Consider the following 15,068-nt stretch of genomic DNA (forward strand, 5'->3'; position numbering starts at 1 on the left):
CCGGACGAAAAACTTCCGCTCGCCGCCTCGCTCACCGGTTTTGTTACCGGGTTTTTCTCGGGTTTCTTAGGGCTGGGCGGGGGATTCTTGCTGGTACCGGCCCTTACCATCATCTTCAAAAAGGATATGAAAACCGCACTCGGCACTTCGCTTTTTGCGATTATAGCGTACTCGATCCCAAGCGCGATTACCCATTATTATCTGGGTCACGTCAATCCGGTTCTTGCGCTTCTCCTGGCGATAGGAATCATCCCCGGCGCCTTCGTAGGCTCAAAGGTCGCAATCGGTTTACCCGAAGACCTCTTGCGACGGCTTTTCGGCATCTTCTTGTTTGTGGTCGCGCTCTACTTCGCCGTGTTCGAGGCACGGATGTTCTTCGGTTTTTAGCCGGTTCCCTCTACGAGGGATTCCAGTGATATAGTAAGAGCTAAGAAAAGTAGCTAGTTCCCCCTGAAAAATACCTTTAAAAAAGCACTATATCCTATGCAACTTAGCGATAATTTTTGCTAAGCTGCATCGTTTTTCTTGATCTTTATCCGATCAACTCTGTAAAGCTGTCAGTCTCCTTAAGTTATAGGTCAGAATACTCCATCCAACCCATATCTTTGCCCCAGCGCGTCCTCTGAGGCGTGTCCTCTTAAGGCCATATTTTCGCTTTAGCAAACTGATGGTGGCTTCACCACCGGCTCTAAACCTTTGCAACCTCTTGAACCAGCTTTGTCTCTGGTACTCTTTTCGTTTCTTGCCGAGTTTGCCTTTTCTGGGAATGCTGATCCTTTTGATACCGAGGCCGGCGCACATGGCATCATTGGCGCTGCTACCAAACCCACGGTCAGTTGCCACTGAGCGAGGGGCTCGGCCCAGCTTCTTCTTCGACCGAAGAAGGGTATCTTCAAGCAGGGTCTCATCGCTCGGATTGCCAATAAGGCAATCATGGTCGATGATGATGTGCTCCTCTGTTTCGGTTAGAATCACTTTGTAGCCAAACTCGGTCTCTCGTTTACCCCGACGAATGGGGCGGGCATCCTCATCCGCTAAAGAGACGATACGCCCTTTGATATTGAGTTCACCCGCCTCAACTTTTTGCGTCTGCTCGATGATTCTCTTGAGCAGCTCAACCGCACCTTTAAGTTTGCGCTGTGCGGGCCGGCCGGCAGGTATACTGCTTTTAAGAATCTCTTCTGCTTCTGCCACCACGCCAGCCGCCGTTTTGGCTATCTTTCTCGTGATCGCTCGTACCTCGGCTATCTTATCGCCGCTTCTTCTCTTTAGGTGTTTGGCTATATCAAGAAGGCGGTATTTAACAGAGCGGGTGCGATCATGAAGTGTGAGGCAACCCCCGTTTTTTTGTGCAAGCTTTTTCGCCTCCCGTGTAACCATGCGCACGCCCTTGGCAAGAAGGTCAGCATCTGTCGGATAGCCGATATCAGATTCCACCGCGGTGGTGTCCACTCGAAGTTTGCGGCCACGCACGGCCTTCTCGCCGACTGCTCTTACTACCAACGCTTCGTTGAGCGCCTCAATGGTTGTGTTCCCGTATTTGTGCGTAAGCTTAATCAAGGTGGTGGCATCGGGCACTTTTGCATCCAACGGTATGCGGCAAAACGTTCTCCACATCAGGGAATCAGATACTTCGTTTACCAACGCCTCGTAGCCGAGCTGGTAGCGAAACTTTAAATACATGAGGCGAAGGTATGTTTGAACAGGGAGCGTGGGCCTGCCGTTTCGCTCGGCGAACTTCTCTACAAACGGCGCTACAATAGCCTCGTCATCCAGCAGCACATCGACCCCTGTCAACTCTTCATTTAGTTCAAACACCTGCCGCGGCAAGAGTGCCTCACACAGATTCATCTGTACGGTCGCCTCTATTCTTAACATGTGCGCACCCCCTTGCCGGAGGCTCTCACTTCGGTCACAATAGGTGTCATAGGAATTCCTTTCTTAGGTTGTTATCTATCTTCTCTCAAAGTATAGATTCGTCATCTGAGCTGGGAATTCCTATTGTTTTGGCCTAAAAACTTATCATTAGTTACCCGACTTTTTCAGGGGGAACTAGCTAACATGGCAAGACCAACTATTGCAGCCACCTTAATCGACTGTAAGTACACTGTAGCGAAGATAAAGATCAGTATTGAGAGGATAGATGCCAGCGACAATCCAATAAGAGCTTCGCGCAAGACATATTTTCTGACGCTAAAGGCTTCTAAGGATAGGCTGCGGATAAAAATCGTCTCTGTTTGGGTGCCGACCGCATCGCTCATATAAACAATGGCAGGGATAAAAAATGCAAGAGCAAGTTCTTTCTGAAGTGTTTGCTCAAAAAAATCAACGACAATGGGTGCAAACATACCACCGATGAGCCCGAGGATAAGCCAGGGGATACGCAAACGCACAAGCTCTGATGTGCGTGCTTTTACTATGTCAACAATCGGTGGCACAGCATGGATACCGGATAAGTGCAGATAGTCCTCAACATTCTCATAATGAAGAATCGCGAGTATGCTATCGTGGTCGATTGCGCCTATGAACTTTCCTTCAGAGTCAACAACGGGTACCGCATCTAAGTTATTTGCTATCGACGTAATGACCACTTCTTCTTGGTCAACGTAAGGAGTCACCATCTTGATATCTGTGCGCATGATCTCAGACATAGTGTCCGTTGGTGATGCAGCATATAATTTCTCAATCGTAGCCATCCCAACCGGCTTTTGGTTATTATCGAGCACATAGATGTACGTAAGGGAGTCCCACCCCCTGGTAGACTCTGCTAGCCTTTGGAGTACGCTAGATGCTGTGTCGTCGGGTGTCGCTGTAGGAATGAATTCCTCGATATAGTTCCCAGCAGATTCGCGGGGATAAATAGAATTTCGTCTATTTAGCAAGCCCATGTTGCTATTTTACCCTATCTAAGTAGGTGATAATCTTTTGCAATATACATGTTTGTTTACCTATAAAACATCCTGCGGTAAAAAGTACCCACCGGCAGGCTAAGACGGACATGCTTTTATAGAAGCCCAATGGCAACAAGTTCGAAAAAGTCCTGCCCTAAGCGCTCAAGGTTATCCTTCCCGCATGGGCACCTTACTATCATTTATTAAGTTGATTAATCACTTGGAGGAAATAATCTCTCGAGGTGTTTATACGAGTTCGAAAATTGCCCGATCTGGGGAGCTGCAAAGGGTTAAAATTCTGGTTACTGAGCCATGTTTATAAATCACTACGTATAGGACTAAAAGCACAAAAGCGTAATTAGTTGACAACTCGTAGATTAAGCGTTAAATTAGTTGATATTGTAGCATAACATTATAAGCAGATCGTTACACCGGGTATATTAGAGGCAGCAGGAACTACAGGAGAAGCGCATGGATGAGAATATTTTAAAATATATAGCGACCAAGAGCGACCTCGAGAATCTCGTATCAAACGATGAATTCCGGCAGGCGCAAAATGAAATCTATAATCGCTTGGATGAGATAATAACGATAGTACGGCGTATGGACCAGGAACGGGTCTTTACCTTTGAGTATGTAAAAAGGGTCGAGGCCGATGTTGATAAGAATCGCCGGGAAATTGATCGCATTAAAGATATTCTGAAGATTAGCTAACAGCAGTAGCTCTCCCCACCATATCCTTTAACCCCAACGCCGCCTCTAGTATAATCAACCTATACATCAATACCACAACCAAAGGCTGCAAAGGTGAAGCTTACTGTCCTCGATGGGGCCAACTGCATAGGCGGAAACAAGATCCATCTAGAGACCGGTGGTGTGGGGTTCCTACTCGATTTTGGCCTTAACTACTCGACGTTTGGCCGGTATTACGAAGAATTCCTGCAGCCACGCGGCACACGCGGTATCTGCGATCTTCTTGCGCTCGACTTAATCCCGCGCATATCGAACCTCTACAGGGATGACCTTCATCCCGATGGGTTTGCGATACCAAACGCCAAAAGCCTTCCCATAGATGCCCTCCTGGTCAGCCACGCGCATATGGACCATACCGGGCACATTAGCCTACTAAAGCCTACTATCCCCGTCTACGCCTCGGGGATGACCGCGGTTATTATGAAGGCGATTCAGGATTGCGGGCAGTCGACGTTCGATAAAGAGATCGCGTATATATCACCTCGCCAGTGTGCGAATGGGGTGATAAAATCGGTTCCAAGGTGCCCGAAGGAGCTGCGGAATGTTGTCGTCACCGGTCAAGGGGATGTCAAAACACTCAACCAATTTTGGTTGCAAAGCTTCAGCAGCAGCAAAATCGTAGGCCCGCCGCTTGAAGCGGCCGCATCGACCATCAACGGGGTAGAGTATCATGCTTATCCGGTTGATCACTCTATCCTCGGCGCAACGGCGTTTTCCTTCAAGACCGATGCCGGGTGGGTTGTTTACTCGGGTGACCTGCGCCTACACGGCAACAACGGGCACCTTACGCGCGAATTTGTGAAGCAGGCCAAATCATTGAAACCCAGGGTGCTTATCGTAGAAGGCACGAACGCCAACGGAAAGACCAAAAAAACGGAGGCCGATGTCCTTACGAATTGCCTCTCGATTTTTGATGATTACAAGGGCAAGCTTGTGGTGGCGGATTTTGGTCCGCGCAATATCGAGCGGCTCATTACGTTTCGCGATATCGCACGGCAAGTCGGCAGGCGACTGGTGATTACCGCCAAGGATGCGTTTCTGTTGTATGCCATGCATCAGGCAGACCCGAGCATCCCCGATGTACTCTCCGATACCACTATTCTGATTTTCGAAGAAGTCAGGGGTGCCGAGAGGCTGTGGGAGAGGGATTTCATCCAGCAAATGTACGCCGGCAAATACATAAACGCCTCCGCCATCCGCTCATCCCAAGGCGATTACATTCTTGCGTTTAGCTTCTGGGATATCAGCCACCTGATTGACATCGCACCGGCGAGCGGGGCGTATATCTACTCATCATGCGAAGCGTTTTCGGAGGAGATGCAGATCAACACCTGGCGTCTCAGTAACTGGTTGCGGCTCTTTAAGCTCGATCCTATCGGCTTTAAGCTGCCCGGGAGCGATACCGGCGGGTTTTCGGATGTCGATTTTATCGAAGGGTACCACTCATCGGGCCATATCTCCGGCCCCGAGTTGATGGATATTGTCAGGGAAATCGAGCCCGAGATCGTTGTTCCGATACATACAGAAAACCGCCAGCTTTTCGTGGATGAACTTGGCAGCGACTTCGACATAATCCAGGCGAGGGATGGCCAGGAGATAATACTGCGCTAGCTTAGTCACCAGGAACATCCGCTTGACTTGGCACTTACCATACCTTGTTATACCTCATATTTGCCGTGGGCTTCTTTAGCAAAACCCTCCCTTACCAGCTCGTTCAGCACAGTACGGGCGTGCTCGATTGAAATACCGACATCATCGGCCACATCTTCGATGCCCGCGACCCCGCGTCGCAACACAACTCTTAACGTATCTGCCCGCAGCTTTCTATTTGACCCCTCGTATGGCGATTGTGCCTTATGATGCGCGCTCTTCCTGCTGGGGTTACCCCCGGTTTTCTTAAGCAGCACGCCGTAATCCATCAAGGCGTAATACCACTCACGGGGGTTCTCCCGGTCAACCGTTGCGTCGATAAACGGGAGCAACTCTTTATCCTTAACATCTACCTCGTCATGGAAGAAGAAATGGATATAGACCGCGCGGATGTTCGTCTCGATAAAGACCGTTGGCTGGTTGAACGCGAACGCGCGGATGGCGGAGGCGGTTGCAGGGCCGATGCCGGGCAATGTCTTTAATGTCTCGATATTTGCCGGCAGCTTGCCGTCAAATCCAGCAACGACCTTCTCGGCGGTGTTCTTAAGCGCGACAGCCCGCCGGTTATACCCGAGCCCCTGCCATACTTCCAGCACGTCACGAAGCGGGGCATCGGCAAGTGCCTCGAAACTCGGAAACAGGGCCAGAAACTGCCGGTACTTCTCCAGAACGCGAGGCACCTGGGTTTGCTGCAGCATAACCTCCGAGATCAGAATCCTGTAGGGGTCATTCGTTTCGCGCCAGGGGAGGACGCGGCCGCACTCTGCATAATAGGCCCAGATGAATTCGCGGAAAAACTCGAATACCGCATCCGTTGCGCCCTCTTTGTTGAATCGCTCTATGACATGTTCCTCTAACGCTTTGTACTGCTCAGTGCTCACAGCTTTTAAGTGTGCCATAAAGGCAGAAACATAACAAATCGCGTTTTATATCGAAGATAACCAAGTGGAAGGTAGGTCCCCAATCGGTTAGAATGAGGTAAATGCGATAAGGGAACCATCAAGAATCCAGGCATCACAACAAAACAAAAGCTATTAGGGAGGAAGAATGATCGTACCAGAAAAACTACCTGCATTAAAACTATCCGCATTTCTACTGGCGCTCCTGCTTATTCTCGGCGTTTTTGCCGTGACCGGGTGCAATGAAAACGGTAAGGATGGCAAACAGGCGAAAGCCCCGGCAACGACCGAGAAGTCAAAAGAGGTCAATGCCAACTGGACTATCAACGTAAACGACAAGCACACCATCGAGACACAGGGCTTGCCGATCGATTACTCGCTGCAGTTTACGGCCACAAAGGCCGGCGGTACCGACCCCACGGGTTTCTACAAGGGAACCGCGCACTTCACCGTGAAATCAGATTTCAGCAAGCTCAAAGGACTACCGCAGTCAATTATTAAGACGATGGGCGGCGTTGATGGAAAAGGGGATGCCAAGAACTTTACGTTTAAAATCATAACCTTTGCCGATGCGCGGAAGGGCGCGGCGAGCCACGGTTCTGTCGATAGCGACTTTACCCCGGCAACGCTGGTACCCCCGTCGAAAACAAAGACAACCGCAACATTACCCGAGCCGACCGAAGAAGATAAGGCCGTTGCGAACCCCGATTTCTATAGCTTTGGCTATATGGAGATGAACGGTATGGGCAAGCTTAATATTGAGGCCAAGGCCATCGGTGGCGAGCATGCCAAGTATTCGGACCAAAAATCCGCAACCGACAAAGTGGCTTTCAGCATGAATATAGTCGGCGCGACCGTCTATATCGATATCCCGAATGGCGGGAGATTTAAAGGCACCGTGACGGGTGATCCGATCAAGTAGCAAGTTTCTAAGCCATAGTCAGAAATGCCAGTGTCTCGATATGGTAGGTCTGGGGGAAGAGGTCGACCAGGCGAATCGACTCGATCTTATAGGTACCCGCAAGCCGCTTTATATCCCTGGCCAGGGTGGATGGGTTGCATGAGATGTAAACGATGGTGTTGGGATGCGCCTGCAGCAGGTTCTCGACGATTCTTGACGAGAGACCGGCTCGAGGTGGGTCGACGATAACGATATCAAACGGGCTGTACTTGCTTATATCATAGGCCTCCGCCGAAGCCCGGTAAAACCGCATGTTATGTACACGGTTTAACCGCAGGTTTCTTTTGCCATCCTCAACTGCAAGGGGGTTCTCTTCAACGGCGATGACCTCATCCGCATCCTGCGCGAGCGGAAGGGTAAAGTTTCCGGCGCCTGAGAACAGATCGAGCACCCGTTTCCCACTGAGGGGCTGAAATCTCTCCTTGATAAAATCGACCATCTGCTGGTTAAGTTTCCAGTTGCTTTGGAAAAAGCTCACCGGAGAGGCCGTATACGTTAATCCATCCAGGGGAAGGGTGAGGTACTGCTGGCCGTACTTGAGCATCTCGCGCCCCGTTTTTACAAATACCCCCTCAAAACAACATTCGAGCAACAGCTCCGCAAGGCTATCCCAGAAAAGCTGCTCGTGTTTTGCGCTAGGATTTGCTCTCACAGAAGCGTAAGCGCCATCGCCATAGGATATCTGAATCTCCTGGATATCCCTGAAAAGCTCGGGTTGGGTCGCCATAGCGCTTCGGACGCCCTTCAGGGCTTCGTTTATGGGTTCGATCATTAAAAGGGAATAATCGGTATCGATGATCTCGTTGCTCTTTTCCTTATAGAAGCCGATCAAACCGTTCTCGACCTTAAATTGTCCCCTGAAGCGATAATTCCAGATAGCGTCCTCGCTGATGATGGGTGTATCCAGGGTAACGATGACGTTGCCGATTCGCCGCAGGGCATCGGTGAGAACCTGTTGCTTCATCTCGACCTGTTCGCCGTAGGAGATATACTGAAACTGACAGCCGCCGCATGCCTCGGCTGAGGCATATTTCGGTTGTATTCTGTGCTCTGAGGGCTCGATGATGTTTTCTACCGATGCGAGGTAGTAGTCCTTTTTCTCCTCATTGATGGATACCTCGACCAGTTCGCCCGGTATCGCGCCCCGTATAAGGATGATCTTCGGGGCGGCCGTGGTGCGCCCGAGCGTATACCCACCGTAAACGGGGGGCCCGGCCCGCAATACGACGTTTTCGTGCGGTACGGTTTGCGCCATCGAAACCTCCTCTCGCCACCATATTCTTACCTAAAAGAGTCTTACACATAACAGCATATGTAATAAGTGGGTCGCAGGGCAAGGGGCAAAGGCGCGTGTCCCGACCCGCGCCTTTATCTTCATATCCTTTAGCTCAAGAGGACTTCCCTTAAGCGTGTGCTGTTAGGCAGCCTTCTCTCTATTCACGATGTCCACAATCTCAGGACAAAGAACGATGTCCTGAATCGAATCAAAACTGTCGTGCGAGCACGCATTCAAAAGGTCTTGTAGAACCATTGTGTGCCCAAAAACATTAACATTACGATTGCCTGCCTGGCTGATTAACGAACGTTTATCAACAGGGAAGTCTACACCCTCAAGAGCAGATGCGATACTGCTGTAAATCATCGTGGCAGACCTCCTTTCGATGCGAACAATGCTGAAGCATTGTGCATATGTGAAATTTACCCCGATATGTCGACTACAAACAAAACATGAGGTGCACGGTTTGCAAAAGAGCTGGTCACGCGTTTATTCGGGCTTAGCCGGTCTGATGAGCTGGTGTTTTGTTGCACCTGTTACCGGCATGGCTAGCGGCAACAGGTCGTGACGTGGATTATTTCGTCCTCCCGAACTGCTCTTTGGCGTGGTAGGAGCTTCTCACCAGGGGCCCGGACTCGACGTGCGAGAAGCCCATCTCGTTCCCGATTGCTTCAAGCTCTGCGAACTCCGCCGGCTCGTAGTATCGCGCGATGGGGAAGTGGGATACGGACGGGGCCAGATACTGGCCGATGGTCACGATATCGCATCCATGGTGACGCAAATCCGCCAGGGCTTCGATCAGCTCGTCTTTCTCCTCACCCAGCCCGACCATAATACCGGACTTGGTATGTCCCTTAAAACCCAGCCCTTTAGCGGTTTTAAGCAGGCTTAAAGAGCGTTCATAGTGTGCGACCGCCCTCACGGCGGGGTAGAGCCGGGGGACGGTCTCGATGTTGTGATTGAGGATATCCGGTCCGGCATCTATAACCGTTTGCAGCGCTCGCCAATCGCCGCCAAAATCGGGAACCAATACCTCTAGACCGCAACCCCGATTGAGGTTTCTTGTCGCCCGTATTACTTCGGCGAAGGTCGAGGCCCCGCCGTCCGGCAGGTCGTCCCTTGCTACCGACGTGATGACCGCGTAGCTGAGCCCCAGTGTTGCAATAGCTTGGGCGACGTTTGACGGCTCGTCCGGGTCGGGCGGGAGGGGTTTTCCGCTGCCCACTAAACAAAACCGGCAATTGCGCGTGCAGGTATCGCCAAGTATCAAGAACGTCGCCGTTTTGGCTTCAAAGCACTCATAGATATTGGGACAGCCTGCTTCCTCACAGACCGTATGGAGTTCCAGCCCCCGAAGGATATGTTTTACCTCCCGGTAGTTCGGACCATGCGAAACTCTAATCTTCAAGTGGAGGGGTTTCCGCTCATAACGCTGTGAGCTGTTATAACTATCAGTATAGGGCTCGACTATAGGTTTGTAGTTATCTGACATAATATTCCTTATCGATTGGCGTCTCGCCGAAGCCGATTTTGAGGATTTCATCACCCGGGATCGGGACCATATCTAAATGGAACACATGCCCGAAGTTCTCGATCACAAGATTGCGAACCAGTTCGAGCGGAACTTCCAGGCCGAGTAGTTTCGACATGGAAGTAACGCCTTTATCGTGAATCCCGCAGGGGATAATCCCTTCGAAATAGCAAAGATCGGTTGAGACATTAAGGGCAAAGCCGTGTTTAGTTATGCCGCGACTCACGCGAAGGCCGATTGCGCCGAGCTTCTCCAGCCCGAACCAGATGCCGGGATAGCCGGGCAATCTGTCGGCGTCTATACCGAACGCGCGGACTGTTCTCAGCAGGACCTCTTCGAGATTTCTGAGATAATACCTGATCATTGAGATGCCGCCGATCTCTATGATCGGATATCCCACCAGTTGCCCCGGACCATGGTAGGTCAACTGTCCGCCACGATCCGAATGAAAAAGCTTTACGCCCTTCATTTTCAGCTCCTCTTCCGTAAGGATGAGGTGTGAGGAGTCGAATCGCCTTCCGACCGTGTAGACATGCGGATGCTCTAAAAGAAGCAGCACGTCCGGCAGCTTTGATTCAGAGCGCATCGTCACCAGGTTCATCTGCAAATCGAGCGCGCTCTGATAATCGATTGTCCCAAGCTCTGCGACCAAGCACTTCATCTCAGACATTACATCACGCTCGCCAGGTCGGGGGAGAAATCCCAGGTCTCAAGGTCTTCTTTTATGCGATTAAGGAACTGGGTCGCCATCGCGCCGTCGATCAGCCTGTGGTCATAGCTAAGCGGCATGTAGACCATGCTGCGGATTGCGATGGCCTCATCGATGACGATCGGGCGCTTCTGTATACCCTCAAGGCTTAAGATCGCCACATTCGGCTGGTTTATAATCGGCGTCTGGATAAGCGATCCAAACGAGCCGGGGTTTGTAATCGTAAAAGTCGAGCCGGTTACCTCATCCAGCGTGAGCTTGCCTGCACGGGTTTTTTCCGCCAGCTCGTGGATGTGGTGGGCGAGACCGATCAGGTTCATCTCCTCGGCATGCTTTACCACCGGTACGATCAGCCCGTTCTCAACAGATACTGCGATCCCGAGGTTGACGTAGTCATGAAGCGCCATGTTGTGCTCATCGATGATACGCGCGTTGACCATAGGGAATTGGATAAGCGCATCTATGGTCGCCTTTGCGACAAAGGGCAAGAATGTGAGGGAGAAGCCCTCGCGTTTCTTAAAGGCCTCTTTTACCTTGTCGCGTTGCTTGGCCACATTGGTCATATCGACTTCAATGATGCCTGTGACATGGGCGGATGCGTGTTTGCTCCGCACCATGTGCTGGGCGATTTCACGCCGCAGGATATTCATCGGCATGATGCGCTCGTCCGGATATTCGGGGGCGGCGGCAACTTGGGGCGCGACTTCTTTCGCCGCCGGTTGCGGCTGGGCTTCCGCCTCCGGGGGTCCCGGCGCTTCGGCGGGTTTTGCGGCTTCCATAGCCGCCATTCCCGGAATCTCCCGTGATGACACTTCAGCCGACGGCATGGGGGCAAGAGAGATCGGCGGCGCTTCGGCTACCGGCGGTTTCGGGGCGCCGGGGGCCGCCGCTTTTTGCATATCGATGTAGCGCTGAACGTCTTGCTTGGTAATCCTGCCCCCGGCCCCGGTCCCCGTGACTTGCGACAGGTCAACATTATGCTCGCGAGCGAGCTTTCTTACGATCGGCGATACAAAGCCCACTGCTGGTGCTACTGTAGGCGGTTTTGCGGCGGGCATGGGTACTGCTTGTTGCTCCGCGCCTGCCGCCATAGCCACCGCCGGCGCTGGCTGTTCCGGGGCCTTAGCGGCCGGGGTTGGCGCCGCCGGAGCGGCCCCGGCCCCGGTTGCCGTTTCATCGATTAATGCAAGTTCGGCGCCGACGGGTACGGTCTCGTCCTCCGGCGCAACTATTTTTGCGACCCTTCCGCTGACAGGGGAGGGTATCTCGGTTTCGACCTTAGCGGTCGAGACTTCGACGATATTTTCATCTTTATTTACAAAATCGCCCTCGTGCTTGAGCCATTTCAGGATCGTCCCTTCAGTGACCGTCTCCCCAAGCCGGGGCATCGTCAACGCAACTGTCATAATCAACACCTCTAATATGCTGAAAGCTTATCTATTGCGGCCATTACATCGTCCACCTGGGGGAGGAAATAGTCCTCGAGGGGTGGGCTATAGGGAATCGGGGCATCCGGGGAGGAAACCCGCAAAATAGGGCCGTCGAGGTATTCAAACCCCTCCTCGGCGATGATTGCCGAGACCTCTGCGCCGATGCCGAGCGTCCGCGTGTCTTCATAGAGCATGATGGCTTTGCCCGTTTTTGCGATAGACTCCAATATTTGGATCTTATCCAGGGGATAGATGGTTCTCAAATCCAGAACCTCGACCGAGATGCCTTTTTCCTGGGCTTTATCTGCCGCCGCAAGGGCGATTTGCAGCATCGCGCCATAGGTGACGATGGTGACGTCGGTGCCCTGGCGCTGTACTTTGGCGACGCCGATGCGGCTGGCGTAGTCATCTACCGGAACCGGGCCCTTGAGACGCCGGTACAGGTACTTGTGCTCGAAATAGACGACCGGGTTGTTATCCCGTATCGCTGCTTTTAAGAGCCCTTTTGCATCCCACGGGGTGCCGGGGACGATGACTTTAAGCCCCGGGACATGGGCGAACCATCCCTCGGGGCTCTGGCTGTGAAACGGCCCCGCCCGCAAGCCCGCACCGGAGGGGGCGCGCATGACCATAGGAACCGCGTCGCGGGTGCGGTAATGGATCTTGGCCGCGACATTGACGATCTGGTCCCAGGCGCAGTGGATGAAGTCGGCGTACTGGTACTCGACGATCGGGCGCATCCCCATAAGGGCCGCCCCGACCGCCATCCCGGTAAATGCCTCTTCCGCGATAGGCATGTCGATGATGCGCTCCGGGCCGAATTGGTCTATCAATCCTTTCGTGACTTTAAACGCACCACCGTAGGCGCCGATATCTTCGCCGACCATGAAGACGTTCGGGTCGCGCTCCATTTCCTCCCTGAGGGCTTCGGTTATCGCGTCGATAAAGAGCATCTCTTTTGTCTCTCTGTGGCCGTCGCCGCTTACGTTGCCGGATACCGGCATCTGGTTACTCGGCGTAGACATCTTCGATCGCCTCCTTCGGTTCCGGATAGGGGCTTGCCTCGGCGAAGTTCACCGCATCTTCAACCACGGCGTTTATCCGGTCGATGACCTCTTTCTTGGAGTCCTCGTCGAGAAACCCTTTCTCGGTGAGGTAGGCTTCAAAGCGAACGATGGGGTCGCGCTTTGTCCAGAGGTCGAGTATATCTTTGGCCACGTAGGTGGCGGGGTCGTGCCCCGCGTGGCCGCGCATTCGCATGGTTTTGGCTTCGATGAGCGTAGGGCCACCGCCGTCACGGGCCCGTTCAACCGCTTTCTTGGCCTCCTGGTAGCACTCGATGACGTCGTTGCCGTCGACGATTACCCCCGGCATCGCATAGGCGACCGCTCGGTCGGCGACGTTTGCGACTTTCATCTCTTTATAGACCGGGGTGGAGTAGGCGTATCCGTTGTTGATGACGACGAAGACGACCGGTAGGTTTTGCACCGAGGCCACATTGAGCGCCTCATGCCAGTCGCCGACATTTGCCGCACCCTCGCCACAGTAGGCCATCGCGATTCGCGGCTCTTTTCGCAGCTTAAACGCGAGCGCCGCACCTGCTGCAACCGGGTAAAAATCGGGGAGCATGCTGACCGTGGCAAAGGTACCGCGCCTTAAATCTCCCTGGTAGTTATCCTCACCCTTGCCGTGCGTGATGCTGTTTGCACGCGCGTAGTGCTGTAAGAACACTTCCCGGGGGGTTATCCCTCTCGGGAGCTGGGACATCATGTCCCGGTGGGTTGGGGCAAGCATATCGCCTTCCTCGAGGGCAAAGGAGGCGCCGATTTCAATGGCTTCCTGCCCGGCGCCGAGATAGATGGCCCCCGGCAGCCTGCCGCCTTTATAGAGAAGGTTGAGTCTATCCTCGATCGCGCGCCCGAGACGCATGAGATAATAAACGTCCATCAACTCTTTTGTTCCCAGTTCTAACGGTTTTACCTGCATATATACCTCCGGTCTCTATAATGAATGCAATGGTTTTCCGGCCAGCTTGAGCGCGGCTTCTCCAATCGCCTCGGTAAACGTCGGGTGGGGATGGAGGAATTGGGCTACGTCCTCGGCGGTCGCTTCCCAGTTGGTGATAAGCATCGCCTCCGGGATGAGATCGACCACGTCGGGGCCGATAAGGTGCACGCCGATGATCGGACCGCCTTTTACGGAAACCATCTTTGCAAAGCCGATATCCTCTTTATTTATGGCCGAGCGCGATATCACCTGGAAGGGAAGACCCACCGTTTCGATATCATAGCCCGCCTCTTTCGCCTCGTCCTCCGAATATCCGACTTTTGCAAGTTGGGGATATCCAAACGTATAGATCGGGATCTGCCGCAGGTTAAGCGGCGGCGGGTTTATGCCGGCAATCGTTTCGGCGGCGTGAATCCCTTCCGAGAAGGCGAAGTTGGCGTATTGCGGGTTATGGGTGACGTCGCCGACCGCGTAAACTCCATCAGCCCCGGTTTTCATGTCGGGGCCGGTCTTTATGAATCCATCTTTCGTATCGATGCCGAGGGAATCGGTATCGATACTCTCAAGGTTGCCGACCCTGCCGGCCGTGACCAGCAATGTATCCGATCTGATCGTCTGCCCCTCATCGTTCTTCGATATCTCGACCTCAATCCGGTTGTCGACACGCACGGCGGCCTCGACCTTTGAGCTTGTGTGTATGGCGATTCCGCGCTTGCTGAAAGCCCGTTCCAGGTATTTTGAGATGTCTGCGTCGTCGCGGGGGATAAGACGAGGGGAGCGCTCGACCAGCGAGACCTCCGAGCCCAACGACCTGAACAGCGAGGAGAACTCGACGCCGTATGCGCCGCCGCCGATTATGGTTATCGATTTCGGCACCTCGTTTATTTCGAGCGCCTGTGTCGTGTTCATGGCGATAGTCTCGTCTTCGGGAAGCACGGGGAGGGTCAGGGGTTGGGAGCCG

The 15,068-nt window shown here is 53.0% G+C and carries 15 protein-coding genes; 4 read left to right on the plus strand and 11 right to left on the minus strand.

What is annotated here, in order from left to right:
• Window positions 1-387, plus strand: a 387-nt coding sequence (locus ACYC56_RS06650) for a sulfite exporter TauE/SafE family protein (RefSeq protein ID WP_461373396.1), incomplete at its 5' end; no start/stop codon positions are given.
• A gap of 153 nt (window positions 388-540) precedes the next feature.
• On the opposite strand, the gene ACYC56_RS06655 is transcribed toward ACYC56_RS06650, so the two are convergent.
• A complete protein-coding gene (locus ACYC56_RS06655) occupies window positions 541-1,878 on the minus strand; it encodes an ISNCY family transposase (protein WP_461373397.1) in 1,338 nt (445 codons plus the stop codon).
• A gap of 164 nt (window positions 1,879-2,042) precedes the next feature.
• Complete coding sequence (locus ACYC56_RS06660; RefSeq protein ID WP_461373398.1) at window positions 2,043-2,888, minus strand: CBS domain-containing protein; 846 nt, start codon at window positions 2,886-2,888, stop codon at window positions 2,043-2,045.
• 474 nt (window positions 2,889-3,362) lie between these two features.
• On the opposite strand from ACYC56_RS06660, the gene ACYC56_RS06665 reads away from it, so the two are divergent.
• Window positions 3,363-3,605, plus strand: coding sequence for a hypothetical protein (locus ACYC56_RS06665; protein WP_461373399.1), 243 nt, complete (start codon window positions 3,363-3,365; stop codon window positions 3,603-3,605).
• A gap of 93 nt (window positions 3,606-3,698) precedes the next feature.
• Complete coding sequence (locus ACYC56_RS06670) at window positions 3,699-5,255, plus strand: MBL fold metallo-hydrolase RNA specificity domain-containing protein (RefSeq protein ID WP_461373400.1); 1,557 nt, start codon at window positions 3,699-3,701, stop codon at window positions 5,253-5,255.
• Window positions 5,256-5,302: 47 nt separating this feature from the next.
• Here the strand turns inward: ACYC56_RS06670 and ACYC56_RS06675 are convergent, their stop codons facing one another.
• Window positions 5,303-6,193: an HhH-GPD family protein gene (locus ACYC56_RS06675; protein ID WP_461373401.1), complete on the minus strand. Its 891-nt coding sequence runs from the start codon at window positions 6,191-6,193 to the stop codon at window positions 5,303-5,305.
• A 148-nt stretch (window positions 6,194-6,341) separates the two neighbouring features.
• Here ACYC56_RS06675 and ACYC56_RS06680 point away from each other — a divergent pair, with 148 nt between their 5' ends.
• The gene (locus ACYC56_RS06680) at window positions 6,342-7,115 is read left to right on the plus strand and encodes a hypothetical protein (RefSeq protein ID WP_461373402.1); all 774 of its coding nucleotides are present in this window, start codon (window positions 6,342-6,344) and stop codon (window positions 7,113-7,115) included.
• 7 nt (window positions 7,116-7,122) lie between these two features.
• Here ACYC56_RS06680 and ACYC56_RS06685 read toward each other — a convergent pair whose 3' ends face one another.
• The 8 genes from ACYC56_RS06685 to ACYC56_RS06720 all read right to left on the minus strand — a co-directional run.
• The gene (locus ACYC56_RS06685) at window positions 7,123-8,409 is read right to left on the minus strand and encodes a class I SAM-dependent RNA methyltransferase (protein WP_461373403.1); all 1,287 of its coding nucleotides are present in this window, start codon (window positions 8,407-8,409) and stop codon (window positions 7,123-7,125) included.
• Window positions 8,410-8,571: 162 nt separating this feature from the next.
• Window positions 8,572-8,796, minus strand: a complete 225-nt coding sequence (locus ACYC56_RS06690; RefSeq protein ID WP_461373404.1) for a DUF2795 domain-containing protein — start codon at window positions 8,794-8,796, stop codon at window positions 8,572-8,574.
• A 208-nt stretch (window positions 8,797-9,004) separates the two neighbouring features.
• Window positions 9,005-9,922, minus strand: a complete 918-nt coding sequence (gene lipA, locus ACYC56_RS06695; RefSeq protein WP_461373405.1) for a lipoyl synthase — start codon at window positions 9,920-9,922, stop codon at window positions 9,005-9,007.
• Entirely contained in the window at window positions 9,912-10,631 is a 720-nt protein-coding gene (lipB, locus tag ACYC56_RS06700) for a lipoyl(octanoyl) transferase LipB (protein ID WP_461373406.1), read from the minus strand. The genes lipA and lipB overlap by 11 nt, the downstream gene beginning before the upstream one ends.
• The gene (locus tag ACYC56_RS06705; RefSeq protein WP_461373407.1) at window positions 10,631-12,076 is read right to left on the minus strand and encodes a dihydrolipoamide acetyltransferase family protein; all 1,446 of its coding nucleotides are present in this window, start codon (window positions 12,074-12,076) and stop codon (window positions 10,631-10,633) included. The genes lipB and ACYC56_RS06705 overlap by 1 nt, the downstream gene beginning before the upstream one ends.
• Window positions 12,077-12,087: 11 nt before the next feature.
• Window positions 12,088-13,125 carry an alpha-ketoacid dehydrogenase subunit beta gene (locus ACYC56_RS06710; protein ID WP_461373408.1) on the minus strand — a complete coding sequence of 346 codons (1,038 nt, stop codon included), beginning with the start codon at window positions 13,123-13,125 and terminating at the stop codon, window positions 12,088-12,090.
• A complete protein-coding gene (locus ACYC56_RS06715; RefSeq protein ID WP_461373409.1) occupies window positions 13,109-14,086 on the minus strand; it encodes a thiamine pyrophosphate-dependent dehydrogenase E1 component subunit alpha in 978 nt (325 codons plus the stop codon). The genes ACYC56_RS06710 and ACYC56_RS06715 overlap by 17 nt, the downstream gene beginning before the upstream one ends.
• A gap of 15 nt (window positions 14,087-14,101) precedes the next feature.
• Window positions 14,102-15,068, minus strand: a 967-nt coding sequence (locus ACYC56_RS06720; protein WP_461373410.1) for an FAD-dependent oxidoreductase, incomplete at its 5' end; no start/stop codon positions are given.

The sequence above is a fragment of the Candidatus Aquicultor sp. genome (assembly GCF_054640775.1).

Excerpts from the sequence above, each read along its gene's own strand:
- ACYC56_RS06655 (WP_461373397.1), bottom strand. The coding sequence starts at position 1,878 with ATGTTAAGAATAGAGGCGACCGTACAGATGAATCTGTGTGAGGCACTC.
- ACYC56_RS06660 (WP_461373398.1), bottom strand. The coding sequence starts at position 2,888 with ATGGGCTTGCTAAATAGACGAAATTCTATTTATCCCCGCGAATCTGCT.
- ACYC56_RS06665 (WP_461373399.1), top strand. The coding sequence starts at position 3,363 with ATGGATGAGAATATTTTAAAATATATAGCGACCAAGAGCGACCTCGAG.
- ACYC56_RS06675 (WP_461373401.1), bottom strand. The coding sequence starts at position 6,193 with ATGGCACACTTAAAAGCTGTGAGCACTGAGCAGTACAAAGCGTTAGAG.
- ACYC56_RS06680 (WP_461373402.1), top strand. The coding sequence starts at position 6,342 with ATGATCGTACCAGAAAAACTACCTGCATTAAAACTATCCGCATTTCTA.
- ACYC56_RS06685 (WP_461373403.1), bottom strand. The coding sequence starts at position 8,409 with ATGGCGCAAACCGTACCGCACGAAAACGTCGTATTGCGGGCCGGGCCC.
- ACYC56_RS06690 (WP_461373404.1), bottom strand. The coding sequence starts at position 8,796 with ATGATTTACAGCAGTATCGCATCTGCTCTTGAGGGTGTAGACTTCCCT.
- lipA (WP_461373405.1), bottom strand. The coding sequence starts at position 9,922 with ATGTCAGATAACTACAAACCTATAGTCGAGCCCTATACTGATAGTTAT.
- lipB (WP_461373406.1), bottom strand. The coding sequence starts at position 10,631 with ATGTCTGAGATGAAGTGCTTGGTCGCAGAGCTTGGGACAATCGATTAT.
- ACYC56_RS06705 (WP_461373407.1), bottom strand. The coding sequence starts at position 12,076 with ATGACAGTTGCGTTGACGATGCCCCGGCTTGGGGAGACGGTCACTGAA.
- ACYC56_RS06710 (WP_461373408.1), bottom strand. The coding sequence starts at position 13,125 with ATGTCTACGCCGAGTAACCAGATGCCGGTATCCGGCAACGTAAGCGGC.
- ACYC56_RS06715 (WP_461373409.1), bottom strand. The coding sequence starts at position 14,086 with ATGCAGGTAAAACCGTTAGAACTGGGAACAAAAGAGTTGATGGACGTT.